This window comes from Clostridium sp. M62/1 (assembly GCF_020736365.1).
In the GTDB taxonomy this organism is placed as follows: domain Bacteria; phylum Bacillota; class Clostridia; order Lachnospirales; family Lachnospiraceae; genus Otoolea; species Otoolea saccharolyticum_A.
In genome coordinates this window covers 3117864-3135406 of record NZ_CP085988.1, presented here as the reverse complement: position 1 = coordinate 3135406, position 17543 = coordinate 3117864, and the positions used below count along the sequence as shown (strand labels likewise).

The 17543-nt window shown below is 49.9% G+C and carries 15 protein-coding genes; 2 read left to right on the top strand and 13 right to left on the bottom strand.

What is annotated here, in order from left to right:
- Nucleotides 1-32 precede the first annotated feature (32 nt).
- From LK436_RS14555 to LK436_RS14505, 11 genes are all read right to left on the bottom strand, one after another.
- Nucleotides 33-1967, bottom strand: coding sequence for a VirD4-like conjugal transfer protein, CD1115 family (locus LK436_RS14555; RefSeq protein ID WP_008394787.1), 1935 nt, complete (start codon nucleotides 1965-1967; stop codon nucleotides 33-35).
- 17 nt (nucleotides 1968-1984) lie between these two features.
- Nucleotides 1985-3070 carry a hypothetical protein gene (locus tag LK436_RS14550; RefSeq protein WP_008394789.1) on the bottom strand — a complete coding sequence of 362 codons (1086 nt, stop codon included), beginning with the start codon at nucleotides 3068-3070 and terminating at the stop codon, nucleotides 1985-1987.
- 172 nt (nucleotides 3071-3242) lie between these two features.
- Nucleotides 3243-3905, bottom strand: coding sequence for a DUF6100 family protein (locus LK436_RS14545; protein ID WP_006873396.1), 663 nt, complete (start codon nucleotides 3903-3905; stop codon nucleotides 3243-3245).
- Nucleotides 3906-4433, bottom strand: a complete 528-nt coding sequence (locus tag LK436_RS14540) for a DUF5697 family protein (RefSeq protein WP_173700505.1) — start codon at nucleotides 4431-4433, stop codon at nucleotides 3906-3908.
- A gap of 193 nt (nucleotides 4434-4626) precedes the next feature.
- The gene (locus tag LK436_RS14535) at nucleotides 4627-7683 is read right to left on the bottom strand and encodes a VirB4 family type IV secretion system protein (protein ID WP_008394792.1); all 3057 of its coding nucleotides are present in this window, start codon (nucleotides 7681-7683) and stop codon (nucleotides 4627-4629) included.
- Nucleotides 7684-7716: 33 nt separating this feature from the next.
- A complete protein-coding gene (locus LK436_RS14530) occupies nucleotides 7717-9093 on the bottom strand; it encodes a C39 family peptidase (RefSeq protein ID WP_008394793.1) in 1377 nt (458 codons plus the stop codon).
- The gene (locus LK436_RS14525) at nucleotides 9094-10089 is read right to left on the bottom strand and encodes a hypothetical protein (RefSeq protein WP_008394794.1); all 996 of its coding nucleotides are present in this window, start codon (nucleotides 10087-10089) and stop codon (nucleotides 9094-9096) included.
- A gap of 13 nt (nucleotides 10090-10102) precedes the next feature.
- Nucleotides 10103-10813 (bottom strand): hypothetical protein, encoded by a 711-nt coding sequence (locus tag LK436_RS14520; protein WP_008394795.1) that lies wholly within the window; start codon nucleotides 10811-10813, stop codon nucleotides 10103-10105.
- Between the two features lie 40 nt (nucleotides 10814-10853).
- Nucleotides 10854-11255 carry a fimbrial protein gene (locus tag LK436_RS14515; protein ID WP_173700504.1) on the bottom strand — a complete coding sequence of 134 codons (402 nt, stop codon included), beginning with the start codon at nucleotides 11253-11255 and terminating at the stop codon, nucleotides 10854-10856.
- A 249-nt stretch (nucleotides 11256-11504) separates the two neighbouring features.
- Nucleotides 11505-12056, bottom strand: coding sequence for a hypothetical protein (locus LK436_RS14510; protein WP_006873388.1), 552 nt, complete (start codon nucleotides 12054-12056; stop codon nucleotides 11505-11507).
- Nucleotides 12053-13213, bottom strand: a complete 1161-nt coding sequence (locus LK436_RS14505; protein WP_008394799.1) for a hypothetical protein — start codon at nucleotides 13211-13213, stop codon at nucleotides 12053-12055. Before LK436_RS14505 ends, LK436_RS14510 begins: the two co-directional genes overlap by 4 nt.
- Nucleotides 13214-13625: 412 nt before the next feature.
- On the opposite strand from LK436_RS14505, the gene LK436_RS14500 reads away from it, so the two are divergent.
- Nucleotides 13626-14144 (top strand): hypothetical protein, encoded by a 519-nt coding sequence (locus LK436_RS14500; RefSeq protein ID WP_008394801.1) that lies wholly within the window; start codon nucleotides 13626-13628, stop codon nucleotides 14142-14144.
- Nucleotides 14145-14489: 345 nt separating this feature from the next.
- On the opposite strand, the gene LK436_RS14495 is transcribed toward LK436_RS14500, so the two are convergent.
- Nucleotides 14490-15185, bottom strand: coding sequence for a hypothetical protein (locus tag LK436_RS14495; protein ID WP_008394804.1), 696 nt, complete (start codon nucleotides 15183-15185; stop codon nucleotides 14490-14492).
- A gap of 736 nt (nucleotides 15186-15921) precedes the next feature.
- On the opposite strand from LK436_RS14495, the gene LK436_RS14490 reads away from it, so the two are divergent.
- Nucleotides 15922-16371: a hypothetical protein gene (locus LK436_RS14490; RefSeq protein WP_044930440.1), complete on the top strand. Its 450-nt coding sequence runs from the start codon at nucleotides 15922-15924 to the stop codon at nucleotides 16369-16371.
- A 248-nt stretch (nucleotides 16372-16619) separates the two neighbouring features.
- Here the strand turns inward: LK436_RS14490 and LK436_RS14485 are convergent, their stop codons facing one another.
- Complete coding sequence (locus LK436_RS14485; protein WP_008394806.1) at nucleotides 16620-17468, bottom strand: LysR family transcriptional regulator; 849 nt, start codon at nucleotides 17466-17468, stop codon at nucleotides 16620-16622.
- Between the last annotated feature and the right edge of the window lie 75 nt (nucleotides 17469-17543).

Sequence of the window (17543 nt, the reverse complement as noted above, 5' to 3'; positions counted from 1 at the left end):
ATTAAAACCTCCTATGAATTTGATAGTTTTGTTTAAGACAGGATGGAATCCTTGTCTGTGGTGATAATGCCTTCCGGCGTACCGGCAGATTTGGGGGCCGGAGCCTCTTTGGGTGATTTATCCGTGGGGGATGCCGGTTTGGTGGCTTTGCGCTTTGCCGGCTTCTTTGCTGCAGGAGCCGGTTTCGGCGCGGGCTGCGGTGTTTTGGCGGCTTCTTCTTCCAAGCGGCGCCATTCCGGTACATGGGCAGATGCTTTGCAGGAACGCAGGTACTTGGCTTCCGGGTGTTTGGAGTAATCCATTTTGTCTACCTGCAGAACCTTCTTGCCACGGATGATGATGAGCGCCTGATCCAGCGGGAGCCGCAGGACTTCATCAGGAGTAAGTACAGGGCGTTTTCCAACACCAGAGGTCTCACGAAACTCCGGTGTATAGTTGGAGATACGCCAGGTGCCCAGCTGTTTGGACTTACTGGATACTGCTACGGAGGCAAGCCCTGTCCTGGCAGAAATAAATTCGGCAGTAAGCTGGTCTGTACAGCCTAAAAACAACTGCGCGTCACAGTTTCCAATGATCTCCTGCCACAAATTCTGCGGGTATCGGTTCTGCAATCCTGCGAGATTTTGGAACACACAGGACATGGAGATATTCCGGGAGCGTATTACGCTGAGCCGGCGGGAGAGGTCGGGGATCGTGCCGCACGCTGTCAGTTCTTCCCCAAGGATATGGACAGGCACAGGCAGTTTGCCGCCCTCGCAGTTGTGGTCTGCATATCGCACCAGTTTGATGAAGCAGAAAGATAGAAACAGCGAGGCCAGAAAATCAAAGGTGCTGTCCTGGTCGCTGGTAACGAGGAAGTAGGCACAGGGCTGCTGACCCGGAAGCTCCAGATCAATCTCATTCTTAGCGGTAATTTTTTTGATCAGCTCAGACTGGAATACCTGCAGGCGGCTGCCCAGACCGATAATCACGCCGCTTCGCACTGTGTCACTGGCCTGCTTGAACAGGCTATAGGGTGCTTTGGCAGGGTGCGTGGAAGGAAGGGCTTCGAATAATGTATCAAGCTGGGATTCCCCATTGAGGGTCAGCAGCCGGTAGACTTCGCCAATGTTGCGGTTTTCTTCCGCATAGCCTTGATCCACATACAGCACCAAAGCCTTGAGCAGATTCATCTCGCAGGCATCCCAGAAATGGTCGCTCTTGCCGTTGTTCGTGGTGTTCTTGATGATGACATCTACAAAAAGCTGGGCCATTAGTTCCTGTCCCTCAACTTCGGCAAGACAACACCAGGAATCTGAGTTTTCAGGCGAAACCAGGTTGAATACCTTGACACAATAGCCCCGGCTGCGGAGAAATTCGCTTGACTTCTCGTACAATTCCGATTTGGGATCGCAGATGATCAGCGATTCTCCGGCACCATTTTCGCCTCGGACAGTGGCCTGAAGGATACGGTTCATACAAAACGAACGGGTTTTCATGGAACCACTGGCGCCGTAGACTGCCAGATTGCTGTTGATTCTGGTATCTTCCGGTATGCAGACTGCTTTGCCATCCAGCATACCCAGTACAACACCCTTGTGTTTGCGCAGATCGGGCACCAGATCCAGTACGCCGGACATTTCTTTGCGGGACATCCAGCCGGAGGTGCCATAAGTGCCTTTGGCGGAGTAGGAGAAATTGCGGTCTTCATCATACTCACCGGTATCACCATATCCCATGCGCATGACCATGATGAGCAGCACTGCTAACAAGCCAATGCAGATCAAAATGCCATACACGCCATAAGGCGGTCGGAGCACAGAGGAAAGGCAGAGAAGGAAGTCGGGCGAAGCGGCCAGCGGTGAAGTACCATCGCCGGGAATACCGCCGCCCTGTTTCCAGGTTGCATAGTTACCCAAAAGCTGTGCCAGAAAGCCGCCTGCGTATAGAATTGCAAGAATGGCAAAGGGCGCTGCAATCAGGCTCACGATCAGTTTTTTCTTGTTTATGGGAATAACCTCCCCTCGAATTTTGTGAAATCAATGGTCTGGAAGCGCACCCGGGAACCACAGTAGCTGCGAAGTACCTCTGCCTGGAAGTCAAAACAGATCAGTGTGCCTGGGCGCTCGGATAGTTCGAGGGAGGTGTTGAAGCGTGCGATACGGGGCAGATCGCAGAAATAGCCAAACAGGACTGGTGAGCCATCCGGTGAAACGCCGTCATGCTCAATAGCCAGTCCGGGCTGCCTCGCAGTAAGACCTTGGAGCAGAATGCGGTCCAGCTCCGCAGTTTTCACAGGGTCGCACAGCAGTGCAAGTATCACCTCCCCCTGATGGTTGTTGGTAAGATAAAGAAAATGCTCATAGCTGCTATCCAGCATGAAGAAATCATGTTTGCGTCCTCCGGTGCTGGTCAAAATCTGGTAAGCCAGATCCATGCTGTTGCCCAGAATCAGTCCATGAACATCCTCATGGCGAAACTGTGGGGCCAGGCGCTGTTGGCAGATTACGCTCCAAATCAATGCCTTGACCCGCATTTCCGATTTGTAGCGCCACTTCATCAGGGCGCTGCTGCTGTTGTAGGTCACGAAGATGCCGGAGGGCGCAAGGAGTATTCCAGTGGAGCGGGAACTGCGGATCTTCGTGGTGTCGATCCCCATTTCTTTCACTTCTCTGGAACTGAAAAAAGCAGGATAGACAATCCTGCCGCCAGCGTAACCATCCGGCGCAAAAATTGCCGGTTTTTCATCCCGATACACACATACACCCGCATTATCCATGGTCACATAGGTTTCTGCCAGGCGGTGTAGCCGGAGTCTTCGGTCAATTTCGCATTTCAAACGGTTGGTGTCGGTGTCTCCTGTCAGGTAGCTGGCAAACCTGTCCGGCCGGCTTTCCAGCAGAGTGGCTTTGGCTCGCGGCCCCAGACGGTAGCCGCGCAGTTTATCCCGGTAATAGGTACGCAGCAGCCCGTCTTTTTTCAGTGCAGTGACAACAGACTCCAGATAATATGGACTGCCGGGAAGTCTGTTAAGCTGGTCTGTGGGGAACTCGCCGGAGATGGCAGTCAGAGAGAGAAGCCTGTACGCCATCGTGTCTGGCTGTGGGAATTTCCCAAGTGATCACCTCCTTGTGGTGTGTGGCTTTTACCGAGACTGCAAGGAACTTCGGTAAAAATCCGTGGTGTAACGACAGAAAAAAGCCCCGAAATCCGGGGCTAAATACGATGTTGCGGCAGGTCGGACAAGCAATGGCTGAAAATGCTCAAAAATCCGAGATGGATTTTAGGGTGTTTTCATGCTCAGCAAGCCAGGCGGGAAACCGCTTTTTTTCCATGACACTGATTCTGGTACAGTCCTTTTCGCCCAGCGCAGCGGTGTTGTAGGCATCGCAGAGCAGGCCGGTATCGTCAGCCATGACGAAGGTGGAGAGGACATCCAGAAGCTGCTTTTCTTCCAGATTGTCGTAGTCACGGATACGCCGGGTGGGAAGGCACTGGTCATAAACCTGCGTAAAGCACACCACACAATCGCTGAAGCGGGGCATGGGATGCTCTTTGGCGTATTGCTCCAATGAGAAGTAGAACGGGTCGAGCAGAAACTCAGTGTTTTGCCTCTGCTTGCGTTTTGGGAGCAGACCAGGCAGGGTGACCTCCAGTACACCGTCCTCATAGACAACCTCAATTCCGTGTACAATACCGGCGGATGTCAGGTAATCGCCTTTGCGGATGGTGGTGCTGGAATATATCAAATGCCGCAGCCTGCAGGCAATTTTCTCTGCCCGCAGGGCGGCATCAGTGGATAAGACTTCATAGTTGTCCGGATAGCGCTGAATATCCGTGGTATCCATCGCGTAAAGAGCATTGCTCAAACGGGATATATCATCAAGAATGCTTCCGATCCGGTGTGAGATGATTTTTCGTTCCAATCAAGTTCCTCCTGTTTTCTTAAAGTAATGCACCTGGCCCGCTGCATCCACGGTGCAGAAACCGGAAATGCCAGGGCAGTCAATGCGGCGAATGTCTTCCGGATTATCGACCAAAATGATGCGGCGTCCACCGCTGCGGTCATCCCGAAGCGCATGGTTGATCAGGGCCTCCTGGCCGGAAGCTGCGTAGACGATTTCGTATAGTTCACCGTTTGCAAAGAAGATAAGCTTGACCGGAAAATCACCGGGAGCATGGTATTCCACCTGCCCGATAAAATCCAAGAGTACCCAGGCAGCCCGTATCAGGGAGTTGTCTGATTTTGCTGCCCAACCAGACGGAAAGTAACCGCCTGTATCAGTTTGAAAAATACGGCCCTGCTTTTGCAGATGGGAGAGCAGGGTCTTGATGATTTCTTCTTTGCCAGGGTGAAAGCAAAGAAGCTGCTGCATATTGAGACCGGGATACATCGTGACGATCCGCAGCAGAGCCGCAGCTTCATTTCCATAGATTTCAGCCCTGGTCTTCATGGGTATCACCTCCAATGGCGTAATATAGGCGTATTCAAGACGCATTAAAATAGGAAGGAAAGCCAGTCAGTGTAAGCCAAAAGATGATCTGGTTGGCAAAACTGGCTTTTAGGCGTAATACAGACGCAAAGCAGACGCATAGCGGCGTCTGGCAGGAAAGTTGCACATGGGAATCACCTCGCTTTTCAAATTGTTATATCTGCTGTTCGGCAGATGTGGATTGTTCACGGCGTTTTCGCTCTACGATTTCACGCAGCTCGCGGCGGTCGGTAGTAATCAGATCCTTTTCCAGAGGGCTGGCTTTGAATTCCACCATAATATTGTTGTTATTGGTAGAAATCAGACCGTGACCTCTTTCAAAGTGAGTGATCTCCATTGTTTCAGCATCGGACAGGTGCAGGGCTTCCTGTACCCGCTGGGCTTCGTCGTCCTCCAGATTCAGAATGATCTTGGTCTTGGAGTTGTTGATGATGCCCTTACCAAATCTGCCGCCGTCAAGGTCAAAGAAATCGGCAAGATCCTGGCTTGCAAAAATCGAGGCGCCGCCGTAACCGCGTATGGTTTTGGCAATTTCCAAAAGGAAATCGCCAGCCAATCTTACACCAGCAGCACCGGCACCGGATAGAAGCTGCCAGCACTCGTCGATGAAGATGGCTTTTTCTTCTGTACGGTCGGCTTTGGCTCTGTCCCAAACAAAGTCCAGCGCCACAAACATACCTACGGTGAGCAGGTCTCCGGTGAGGGAGGAAATATCCAAAACAGTGTACTTGTTGTCGAGCCGAACATTGGTCTGCTTATTGAAGGTGCTGGCGCTGCCGTTTACCAGACGGTTTAGGATGTGGGCCATGCGCATCGTTTCCTTGGAGGTTTTCAAAATTTCGTACAGGTCACCAAGCACCGGCATTTCACGGTACTGGCCGGGCTGTGCAGGGTCTTCCAAAGAGGCGTTATCATGAGTGATGCCTTTTGTGTTATAGGTACGAACAAGGGCTTCGTCCAAAAGCTGTCGTTCTTCGTGAGACATATCGGGGATCAGCAGACTGAAAAATATGTGGAGCTGCTGGATCTTTGCTGCAAGCTCAGATAACTGGATGCCTGGACCGTCCAGAATTTCATTCACCGAGCGGTCTACCCGCCGAATCTCCATAACATTGATGCAGTGGGGACTGGCCGGTGAAATCTGGATAAAGGAGCCGCCCACATTGGAGCAGGCGCGATGGAATTCATGGCCTTTTAGGGGCGCAACAATGAAAATGGGGATATTTTTCCGCCTCATTCGCAGCGCCATCAACTGCATGGTAAAAGTTTTGCCGGCTCCGCTCGTGCCAAGGATCGACATATTGGCGTTCTTATAGACCGCAGAATTGAAGATGTCCACGATAATAAGGGAGCTGTTGTACTTGTTGACGCCCAGCAGGATACCGTTATCATCACACATCTCATAGGAGGTAAAGGGATAACAGCTTGCCGCACCGCCTGTCAGCAGGTTGCGTTTACCGCGCTCATACAGTTTCTTTTCCATTGCCACCAATGGAAGGGCAGATAAAAACGCCTGTTCCTCCCGAAAATGGCAGGTGCAGGCGTTCATGTCTTGTGAGAGCAGGAGCTTTTTCATTTCGCTGACCTTCCATTCCAAGTCTTCCTCGTTGGAGGCAGTAATGGTAATCAGCAGATTCAAGTAGTAGAAGTCCTCGTTGTTGGCAAGGCCCTCTTTGAGAAAGTACCCGCTTCGGATAGCGCCATCAATGTCATCAAAGTCGGTGTTGGTGTCGCTGGCGTCCTTGATTTTGGAACGGTTGATACGCAGCTGCTGTCCGACTTTCTGGATGATGGTTTCTTTGGGCTGACGGGAGAGGAACATATCCATATCGATCCCGTCACCGGCATTGACGATAAGACTGAGCCAGCCGGCTGGAACCTGCGTTTTGTAGCCATCAGAGGGCACCAGCAAATAAGCATAATACAGACCGTCAATGCAGATATGGTGACCATGCGTGAAGTCAATGCTTTTTGGCGCACAGAATTCGGTGGCAGGGATATGGTCGATCTCACTGTCGCGCCCTTTGGCAAGGTACTCAGCCACAACCTCCTGTGCCCGGACGGAGAGCGGCTTTACAGCACTTTCATTTCTGCAGAGCAGGTTATAGAGGACATCTACGGTAAACTCATCCCAGTTTTCCGGAACGATGACCTCGTTACCGCACTGACGGAGGTAGTTGGTAGCAGTATGGACTGCACTTTGCAGGGCATTGATTGCCTCGCCTTCTTCATCAGAGCGCTTGGTGTTGCTCCACGGCTCATATTCAAAAATCAGGAAGAAACGTCGGGTAATTGCCTCACGGGAACCGATCTGCTGAACGAACTGGAGGTAGTCTTCCTGCATGAGCAGACACTGTTCATTGGTCTCCTGTTCCATCTCCTTCCGAACGGTATCCAGATGGCGGTTGATCTCTGCCCGACGTGTCAGTACTTTGATTTGCAGCTTGATGGGGCTGATTTTCAAGTAGGATACAAAGGAATAGATGATGTTCCGCTGTTCCTGGGCGCTGCGCAGCATAAAATTGATGGGTACTACCTCGACGACCTTGACATAGCGGTGGTCCTTCGTGTAGATGATGCCGTTTTCAATTTTGGAAATCGGCAGATAATCTGCTACCGGGTTAAGGCAGGCGGGCTTCGGCTCCTGAGTGCGGATAGGGCGTTTTACTTTGCGCTCCTTGGAGACCTTCTTTTTTTGCTTGGCGGCTTTCTTCTCCTTGGCAGGCTTCTGCTTTTTCACAGGACGGAGTTTTTGGCGGATCTCGTAGCCACGAACTTCATCAAACTCCGCTGGGAAATCCTCTCTGCCGGAGCGCCGTGACCGTCTGGGAGCCTTGTCGGGCTTGTGTACCTTCTTTTTAATATGCTTGCCGCCATGCTCTGCCGCCGGAACCGCATCTTCTGCGCTGTTACCGCCTATAATGCGGCGGTTTCGCAGGTACTTTATGAAAATCAGCAGAAAAGAGGAAAGGCTCTCACCGGAAATTCCGATAAGCGCCACCAATGCTGCTGGCAGTGCGGTCAGGCACAAAGCGATGATACGGGCAGTCAGGCTAAGAGGGAGCAATGAAAAAACCGGCACACCAATGGCAAATGCCAGGATGCCGGCTTCAATCACATTTCGGGCTTTGAACATACCACCGAAGAAGGTGCCTGACTCGATGAAATTCGGTGGTATTATGTAGGTATCTCGGTCGATTTTATGATTCATGATTAACCTCGTTTCCGAAGCCGGGCGGGCACATCAGCCGATAATCCAGAACGGACCGCCAGCTCCAGCGCGCCGGCTGGCCTCATTTAAGATAATGGACAGATCCCAGAGCTGTTCGCTCCGTGTGTAACTGGCAGGGTCAGCCACCATGATCTTGCCGTCTTTTACGCCACGCAGGACAATGAAGTGACCGGATGAGGTAAAGTGGCCTTCAGACATGATTGCTACTACCAGTTTACCATTAGCCAGTGCGTCTGTGATGCGCTGTGGTTCCGCAGTGGTACAGCCGGAAACCGGAAGCCCCCATTCCCCAGCGGCGGCAGGTATCAGTGCATGGTAAGAACCACTGCTTTTACACCAGTAGCCGTTGTTGTAAGACCACTCGGCCATCTCCACAGGGTCAACCATATCGTCTGTCAGAGAGGACACCACGATTGCCATAGCGGTAGGGCCGCAGCCATAACCGCCAATATTGTCCGTGCCATAGGCTTTACCGGCATAGCGTTCATCCAGCTGATTGTAGTAAACAACAGGTGTGATCCCATCGGTGAAAGTAACATCGCCCAGAGAGGTGATGCTGTTTCCGGTCCACGCTTCCAGATTCTGCAGCAGACCATCGCCCAAGAACAGGCTTAGGTTGGAGGCATAATCGGCTGCAAGCTCCTTTTGGTCATCGGTAAGCTGGAATACAACATCAGAAAAATAGGACTCACCGTTGTAACGGACAGTATAGACCATCCATGTTTCTGACTCTGTTGTTTCTTCCTCAGTCTCCGGATCGGTCACGGTGCTCTCACGAATCTCTTGCTTGCTGGTGTAGGAATATAGATGCTGCTTGTTTTCCCGCAGGGTGGCGGCAAGGTCATTTAGAGAAATGCTTTCAAAATCCTTGTCTTTGGCTGCACAATACTGAGAGATAAACAGGTTGGCGTTATAAATAGGCCCGCCGGAATAAGCATTTTTGACCTCCATATGGTCGGCTCCCGATGCCGCAAAGTCAGCTTCGATCCGGGCAAGTACATCATCCAGTGCCTCGCCCAAGATGCCGTTGAGGGTAAAGGTGATCTCGTTGGCGTTCTCAATAATCGCTGTTTCGCTATTCAAAATCGGAATTTCGGGGTCAGATGGCGAAAAGGCATTGGTCAGTCCGCCGAAAATAAGACCGGGGAGCATGAGAACAAATAATACCGGCAGCATAAGCAGGGCAATGACTGCCACAATGATTTTTCCGATATGCTTCCGGCCTGCCCACACTGCGCCTGCAACTGCACCGTAAGGACCGCCTGCGGCAGCGCCTTTGGCAGCGGAGGAAATAGCTTTTCCGGTTTTGATTGCGCCGCGGATGGTATGCGCTGCGGAGGCGCCGGTCTCCACAGCTTCGGAAAAACCGCTTTTTTGATCTTCTGGCATTTATATCTTGTCCTTTCTCCTCGGGGCTGGAGGCAGTTTTTTGACAATGGATTCGTTGAAGGCGATAGAACCGTCAGGAGCCATATAGGGCGATTTGTCAACAGCATCCACAGCGTACTGCTTATACCATGCTGTGCCATCCACGGCATGAACGGTGGTGTACTGGCCTTCCGGGGCAACATATTGGTCTGCGTGGTACATACCAAAGGAGATGCCTTCGGGATGTTCCGCAGTCACTTCTGTGCCGGTGATGCGGCCGCCGCCGATTTCGACATTCTGGAAGGTCGGAACATTTTCAGCTCCGGATTCCAGTGCCGCATATCCCATGTAAGAGTGCAGGGCTTCGGCGGCTTTTTCACCGGAAATGGAACCCATCTGGCTGATACTGCCCGTGGCTACGCTGCCGATTACATTGTTGGCAAAATTGCCGCCCTTACTGACGGAAGAAGCGTACATATGGCCGCCGATCCCTCCGGCTGCAGCATCGCCTAAAAGACTGCCAAGACCGGAAGGCTTGGAGCCGGGAGTTGTGGTGGCTGTTTTGATGGCGCTGTTTGTGACTTTTCGGCTCACCACTCCAGCAAGACCGCCGCTGGCAAACCCTGCTCCAAAGCCGCCGCTGCCTTTACCACCGTTTGTGTTGACATTGGTGGAACTGTTGTTTCTCCCGTCGCCAAAGTGGTGACTGGAAAAGTTCTTGATGCCGCCGATGCCTCTGGCAGCAATCATAGCCTCAGCCAGCATGCTGCCGCCGGTATGTCCTACATTGACACCAAGACTGGAGAGGAAGGAATCGATTTTCTGGCCGACTTTGAGAAAGCCGATAGCACAGAGAAACCAGATAAACACATTGCCGGAAACGGCTTCTTTTCCCACAGCGTCTACCTGAGCCTGCACATCGCTTTCGGAGATAGCGGCAAAAGCCGGCTGGCAGAGCAGGCAGGAGAGAATTGCGACTGTAAAGGCCGCAAACAAAAATTTTTTGAGTTTCTTCAAGGATAAGACCTCCTTACAACGAAAGCGGGTTCGCAAGGAAGGACCCCACCATGCTTGTGAACAGGCGCAGGCACCAGGCGTTCATGACCAATAGGAAAATTTGACCGCCAAGCATCCGGCACCAGGATTTCCAGATGTTTGCTGTGGTCTGGCTGGCGCCCATAGAAAAAGCAACAGGAGCCGTGTAGACCAGTACACCGAGCAGCACATACCGTTCGGCTGCCTCGAACAGAAGTTTTAGGTAGTTCCAGGCCAGGATGAGAACCAAAATCAAGGTAATCAGTGCCACAGCCCCATTGGCACACACACCGATGATGACCAGCATCACGGAATTGAAGTCTGCAAAGCTTAATGCAGGAAGGTCGGACTCCATGATCCAGTGGTAGGGGGTGCCGCCGATGGTAAGAACAATATTGACGATTTCATCTGAAAAGAGCGTCAGCAGGATAAAAATAATGGAACGGATACTCAGCTTTACCGGGTCTTCTGCTTCCACACCTGCGCCAAGACCGAAGTTTTTGAATAACTGCCAGACCCAGTTGAGCAGGATGATCCCGATTGCCAGAGCCACGAAAACAGAGTACATAGTCTCTGCTGCGGGAAAATAACGCAGAAATACAGCCATATCACAGCCCAGCGCACCCAAAACCGATGTGGTCACCAGATCAAGACCGGCCATTACCTGTTCTGCGATCCATTCCACTATGCCGTCTAAAATGCCCATAAATGCAAGCCTCCTTTCCGGCGAGCAGTCAGACGGTCAATCAGCCTGTCCATTGTCCGCCACTAAAGAGCGGCGTCACATACGCCATGATAAAGCCCAAGCCATTGAGGATAGCCCAGGTGATACAGATTCGTTTGAGCCAGGCGCGGCTTTCATCCACCGTCCGTCCGGAACGGGAGAAGTTCATGAGCAGCAAGGCTACCGAAGCAGTGACGATGGCGGCGATAGTGGAGATGGCAAGGATTTGGGTGTATACATCCTGCATGATCTCTTTGGCCTTGGTCCATACATCTGTTGCCGCATAAGCCGGCTGGCAGAATATCATGGACATCATCACACACAGGAAGGCGCTGTAAGCCACTTTGGGCAGCGAAAGCCTGCGCTTGGACTGGGTATCCGGCTCCTGAAGCTGCGGAGTTTGAGGGGTTTTCGTTTTCTTCAATTTGCGATCCTCCAATTCTGAATGATTTTTTGATGCTCAATAGGGAACAGAAAACCCACACCTGTCAAAACAAATGTGGGCTTTCAAATGGCCGGGCGGCCATCTGGGCAGCAAAAAAGCACCCTGATGAAAGGTGCCGTTACTGTCCTGTTCGGTTTTGGGTGCAAGTTTGAGCATATTCAGTTTAACACATCGGTATTTACACTGAAAGAGCAGAACCATGCCAATTTTGTTCCCGAATTGTGCCAATTATTTGCCCGATTGTCCGGAAGATGATTTTGGCTCTGGGAAGAACTGCTCCAGCATGTCTAAACTGTCCTTGGAGGTATAGCCCCAAAGGACGGAACTGAGGGCTTCAATGGCTTCCCGGCGTTTGCGGTAGTAGGTTCTGAAACTGATGTCACGAATATGCGGTCGCAGGGTCTCGATGATTTCCTCAACATTTTTGAGCTGCTGCGGCGAGAGGAAGGAGTAGTACAGCAGCCAGTAATATGCCTCACCATTTTTGTGCTTGGTACGCAGCAATTCGATTGCGGAATCCAGCAGCTTGAGCATTTTGTGGCTGCGTTCAATGCACTTGGCATGATGCTCGATGTCGCTTCCGGCCAAATCAGCGCCAGCCAGATAGACCGAATCCAGAAAATCCTCAATGGAGGTACCATACTCGATCTCAAACTTGGTGCGGACATGCTGGACAGAAAGCTCCAGGCTCCACACAACATCCCGGTATTTTTTCAGCAGTTTCCAGGTATCATGGTACAGGGGATTATCAGCAACATCAGGTTCAACAAATTTTCTCATTTCAGGTTCCTCCTATTTTCGTGCTCCTCAGAGGGAGTGAGTGTAAGTTCAAAAGTGGCGATTGAAGTATTTGTGCCGCAGAGGATGGTCAGACCAAAGTGGACTGTAGATTTCCCTCGCGCACGCGGAATCAACTCTTCCCAGCAGTCGTCCGATAAGGGATATAACTTATAGCGGGAGAGTGGGCAAGAAAAGCAGGAAATCCCTTGCGTAGATAGGATGTCAGCCATCTTGCGGAGTATCGTTTCAATGTGCGATTTTGAAACGCTGGAAAGTGCATCCGAAACAATGACCTCATGCTCAGAGATAGAATGGCTCTCTTCGGTTTCAGCAGTTTCCGGAAGCTCCAGATGAATGTTTAAGGTCATGGCAACTTCCTCCTTGTCGATTAAAACATCGGAAATCTCAAACATGGTGGACAGGTAGTTCTGCAGGTAGATCACGCTTCCATACCGGCCGGGAAACGACATGATAGAGATATACCCAAGACCGTCCAGCTTTTTCAGTATCCGGCATACGGTAGCGCGTGACAGCCCCCAGCGGCAGGAAAGCTCGGTATAACTGACCAACGGGTTTCCTGTACCATTGCGAAAGTAGGCTACCGGACCGACCTCTGACCCCTGCACCTGCGTATCGTTGTAGACAGCGGATACCCACAGATCCAGAACGATGTCCATTTCAGAGCAGCGGGCAGAGCTGACCAGTTCCAGGGCAACAGAGACTGGCAGGAAGAAAAAACCGGTATCCTTTTGGCAGGGGGCATTGTACTCCAGTGCGGAATTGTGGCGGGCCCAGTGGAGGATTTTATATTTGACTACGTTGCCACGGCCCAGCAGTGTATAGGAAATCAAGTGCTGCTTCTGAAGGGTATCCAGCATGGACAGTGCCTGCCGATGAAAGCGGGTGCGGAACCAGCAAGACAGCTCCTTGACGGTGCAGACCCATTCGCCGGGGGAGACTGTATAACTGATCCCGTCAATACGGCGGTATGAGGTGCGGAAGTTTGCATAGCTGCAAAGTACAGTAAAATGAAAAAGGCCGGAGCCTCCGTTTATGCGGATGCTCCGGTCGTTGATCAGTTTGTGGATGAACTCACGATAAATCCGGCATCGTGGGTAATCTACCACTTGTTTGATTTGAAGTTGGTATTCTGGCATAGTGAACCTCCTAGTTTTTTATGCAGACAAGTAGTTCGCTGAAAAATGTTGACTTGAATAACTGATGGGGGTATACTCATATTTGTATGAGCTGCAAATAAGCAGTTTGTGCATTGCTGGTTTCCGCAGTTTTAGCATTGATACCTTATAATATAGGCTAAAAGCGATAAAGAAACAGTATCAGGGATGTTCTTCATGGCTCTACAATGTGCCAGTCCTTTTCATGGAAAATTTATCCAATTTTTGACATTTTGGAGCTGACACACTTTTTCACAAAAAAATATGCCTACAAACAACTACAATTTTTATACAACTTTTCGAGTGAAGCGGACGGTCAAATAGGACACAGGACGAATGATAAATAGTTTCAAAAACCCAGCAATTATGCGGATTTTGCGCACTACGGAGCGGCATGGGGCGGGATGGAGAGAGCAAAATTTTATTCCCGACCATGAAGTCACTGGATGCAAAGAAAGGCGAGGGCAGGACAGTGCAGGCGGCAGAAGCCCAGGCACCTTCCGCATTTGCCGGCGTATCTGCAGCTCAGCCGCAGCTTGACCTTTCCAAGGTTAAGATTGAGCCGTTATTTGAGGATTTCGTGGACTTTGAGACCTTCGCAAAGTCTGATTTCAGGGTAGTGAAGATTGAGGCCTGCGAGGCAGTTCCCAAGTCAAAGAAGCTCCTGAAGTTCACTCTGAATGACGGAACAGAGCGCAGACGCACAATCTTAAGCGGAATTCATGAGTACTATGAGCCGGAGGAGCTGGTTGGAAAGACCTGCGTGGCCATCACCAACCTGCCTGCCAGAAAGATGATGGGCATTGACTCCGAGGGAATGCTGATTTCCGCTGTGTATGAGTATGACGGACATGAGGGACTGAATCTTCTGATGCTGGACGACGTGATTCCGGCAGGTGCGAAGCTGTACTAAAGCGGCTGAAAACAATCGTTTTCGTTCCCAAATATAACTGTGCTATAAGGGTACGATAAATTTAAGCGGTCAGAGAACACTAATCAGAGATTTTAAATTAGATACAGAATAATATCAAACTGTATTAAGGACGGAATAGGACACTTTTCTAAAAAACGTTAGAGAGGTGTCCTTTTTCATTTATCATTATCAATTAAAGGAAAGCAGGCGCTGAGCCAAAGGTGCACTTTCCGGTTCATATAGATGAGTTCCTGTAATATGTGAAGTTTTCCGGAAAGATAAAACTGCCAGCAGGAAAGGCCTGCTGACAGTGAAAGAAAACGATATGGTAATGGTGTTTTAAATCTATTCACCCAAAGATATTTCGATGTAAGCGCCGTCGCCGTAGGGATCGGCCAGGACTAAGGTTTTGCTGCCGGAAGCAAAGAAATAGGATTTTTCATAGGTTTCTGTCGGTTCGCCGAACAACTGAGTCAGTGTTTTTGCGTATTCTTTGATATCAGACTGTCCTAAGCTGATAACTGCCTGTTCCAGAATATTGGAACCTTCCTGATATAAGTTGAAGGTCAGGGAGACGTTTGCATTTTCCCCCAGGATCGAGAGTGCGTAGGTACGATCCAGAATAAGTCCTGCTTCGTTCCTCACTTCCTCTCCCTGACCCAGGAGTGCAGTTACTTCAGAGTCCGATTTTCCCACCATATCCGTCAGGCTCTTCAAATCCACGTTGGATTGAGAAACTGTCTTACTTTCTGTCTGAGCAGCCGCTGTAGCTGCTGCGGCTGTGGTCTGCACAACAGCCTTCGTGGCTGCAGCAGTAGTCTGCTGGACTGCCTTTGCAGCTGCCGAAGCGGTTGTTTCGGGGCTTACCTCTGAAGCTGTCTGCGCGGCTGTTTCCTGAACCGCCTCCATAGCTGCCTCGCTGCTTGTTTCTTCAACCGCAGCGGTTTCTGCAAATGCAGCAGTTGTTTCCTGTGGGCTGCTGCTGCAGCCGGATAAAGCCAGAAGGCAGAGAGAGAGTACTAAATAATTGCGTAATTTCATATATCCTCCTATGTAATAGATTTGCACATACCTGTTATGGTATGGTGTGCTTTTATTAATTCCGCACCTGGGTATTAATTTCTTGATAAGCTACATATAGCTGAATATTCTTTTGACCTGGTGATATGGTCATTCGATTGGTTCCTTATAGCCTCCTTCCGTTGATAAATTGTCTTGCAGGAACTGTACCGATACGCAAAAACCGGCTGTCTTCAATATCCTGTTAAAGACGGAAATCCTGAAAAAGCAAAACATTTTGTTGATTGTCGAATACTTCGTGTAATGTGATTACTGATTCTCTATCTGCAAATGCTTAACAGGTTTCGACAGTATATCATAGGGCTATTAAAAAGAAAAGACAACATGCTCGGTTTTAAGAATTCTTAAGAAATATCTTAATTTTGCTTTAGAATATTCAGGATGCATAATGGCTATAGTCTACTAACCTATTTACTTCATTTATGCTAAGACGCCTGAGAATACTTCGTCATGCTTTTCCGGGAAATCTGTTCTTGTCTCCCGATTTACCCATGCCGTCCAGAATGGGAATGAGGGACTCTCATCCCTCTGTCAAATTGTATTCTACTTTTTGGCATAATTCGAGGGTATTCTTCCCGGAGAATAAGCCGTTTGGCTGCAATTGTTTGGGAGAGTTGCAACCTCGCTTTCTGCAGTTGAATTGCGCATGGCTTTTAAGTATAATGAAATCAGAAAATTGGTATGGGGAGAGATATATATGCATGAACTTTGTGGTACAAACTGCTGCAGCAGGTGCAGCCGCCGGGAGGAATGCGGCAGCTGTCAGAATGTAAAGGGGCATCCTTTTGGCGGAAATTGTATTGTCGCCGAATGTATCGAGCAAGGCGGAAAAGATGAATTTCTGCGTTTCAAGGAGAACCTGATTTCAGAGATTAACGGGCTTGGAATCAGAGGGGTTGAGGTAAACGACCTCAATCTGTTAAACGGATTCTTTGTGAATCTGGAATATCCTCTTGCAAACGGGAAAACAGTAAAATTGCTGAAAGATAACAACGTTTATTTAGGAAATCAAATTGAAATATCCGGCAAGGAAAGGTGTTATGGAGTTGTTGCCGATAGAAATTACATTCTTGTGTGCGAATATGGCTGCAACGGAGCAGAGCCGGAGATTATTTTATATAAAAAGCGTGAAAGCAGAATTTGTTAAGAATTATACAAAACTAGCGAAATCTTTTGTAAGGATCGATATAAAAAATACCGTTTTATGGGAGGGAGGCCGTCATTGGCTGAACAGATTCTCCCTCCGGTTACGGCAGCTTAAAAAGTATTTCCAGATGAGGACCTTTAGCTTCCCTGCCATCCCCGAAAGAGAGCTCCAGTTCCTTCCATCTTTCAAACAAAGCGTCATGAAGCCCCAACAGTTAGCAGCAGTCTGGCAACCGGCAATGCAGCAGTTTAAACTGTCTTCAGGGAGGAAAACAGGCTATGAAATTCCTTCCGCTCCTCTTTCCTGCAGACCAGATAATAGGTCACAGCCGCCTCCGGATCCGAGATAGGCACATGAATGCGGTTTGTATCGGCCTCGATATACTTTTCTGCCAGGTCGGAGGTGAAGGCAGGCAGGGAGGAAGCTTTGAGCAGTTCGCTGAAATTAAAGCGGTCATCCTGAGTCAGAAAACGTGAGTCCGGCATCTTTTCTGTCCGCACGAAATTCCAGAAACCAATGTCTGACATTAAAAGCATATTTTCTCCGTTCATTTCCGCAAACGACAGACCCTTTCTCCTTCCGAAACGGTGGCCTCTGGGCAGGGCAAACATCAGGGATTCCCTGCCGCACTCTCTGGCAAAAAGCTGAGGATCTTCCGGTGACTTCTGCAGCACAGCCAGATGATACGTATGGTTTCTGAGTCCCTCCAAGAGCACTTCTTCATCCGCCATTTCCGTCTGAATTGTCATGTGAGGATACTGGTTATAAATAAACGGGGTAAGAATCCATATGGGGGCGGGAGAGCAGACTCCAATAGTGAGGGTACGGTTTTTGCGGTCGAACTCTCGTATCTTCACGGGGAGGGAATCGGCATCATCCATAATCTTCTGAATCAGCTGCAGCGCATACTTCCCGTTTTCATTGAGCTCCAGCCGGTTTTTTGTGCGGGTAAACAGTGTAACTCCCAGTTCTTCCTCCAGCTTTTTCATATTTCTGCTCAGCGCCGGCTGGGAGAGATGCAGCAGTTTTGCCGCATCAGACAGTGTTCCGCAGCCGGCAAAGGCTGCAAACTGGCGCAATTCATAAAGTTCGATCATAAACCCCTCCTTCAGTATAAATTTAATTTATAGTCTTATACGCCATTGGCATTGTACTTTTTCCTATTAAAAGAC

Excerpts from the sequence above, each read along its gene's own strand:
- LK436_RS14550 (WP_008394789.1), bottom strand. The coding sequence starts at position 3,070 with ATGGCGTACAGGCTTCTCTCTCTGACTGCCATCTCCGGCGAGTTCCCC.
- LK436_RS14540 (WP_173700505.1), bottom strand. The coding sequence starts at position 4,433 with ATGAAGACCAGGGCTGAAATCTATGGAAATGAAGCTGCGGCTCTGCTG.
- LK436_RS14535 (WP_008394792.1), bottom strand. The coding sequence starts at position 7,683 with ATGAATCATAAAATCGACCGAGATACCTACATAATACCACCGAATTTC.
- LK436_RS14530 (WP_008394793.1), bottom strand. The coding sequence starts at position 9,093 with ATGCCAGAAGATCAAAAAAGCGGTTTTTCCGAAGCTGTGGAGACCGGC.
- LK436_RS14520 (WP_008394795.1), bottom strand. The coding sequence starts at position 10,813 with ATGGGCATTTTAGACGGCATAGTGGAATGGATCGCAGAACAGGTAATG.
- LK436_RS14510 (WP_006873388.1), bottom strand. The coding sequence starts at position 12,056 with ATGAGAAAATTTGTTGAACCTGATGTTGCTGATAATCCCCTGTACCAT.
- LK436_RS14505 (WP_008394799.1), bottom strand. The coding sequence starts at position 13,213 with ATGCCAGAATACCAACTTCAAATCAAACAAGTGGTAGATTACCCACGA.
- LK436_RS14500 (WP_008394801.1), top strand. The coding sequence starts at position 13,626 with ATGGGGCGGGATGGAGAGAGCAAAATTTTATTCCCGACCATGAAGTCA.
- LK436_RS14495 (WP_008394804.1), bottom strand. The coding sequence starts at position 15,185 with ATGAAATTACGCAATTATTTAGTACTCTCTCTCTGCCTTCTGGCTTTA.
- LK436_RS14490 (WP_044930440.1), top strand. The coding sequence starts at position 15,922 with ATGCATGAACTTTGTGGTACAAACTGCTGCAGCAGGTGCAGCCGCCGG.
- LK436_RS14485 (WP_008394806.1), bottom strand. The coding sequence starts at position 17,468 with ATGATCGAACTTTATGAATTGCGCCAGTTTGCAGCCTTTGCCGGCTGC.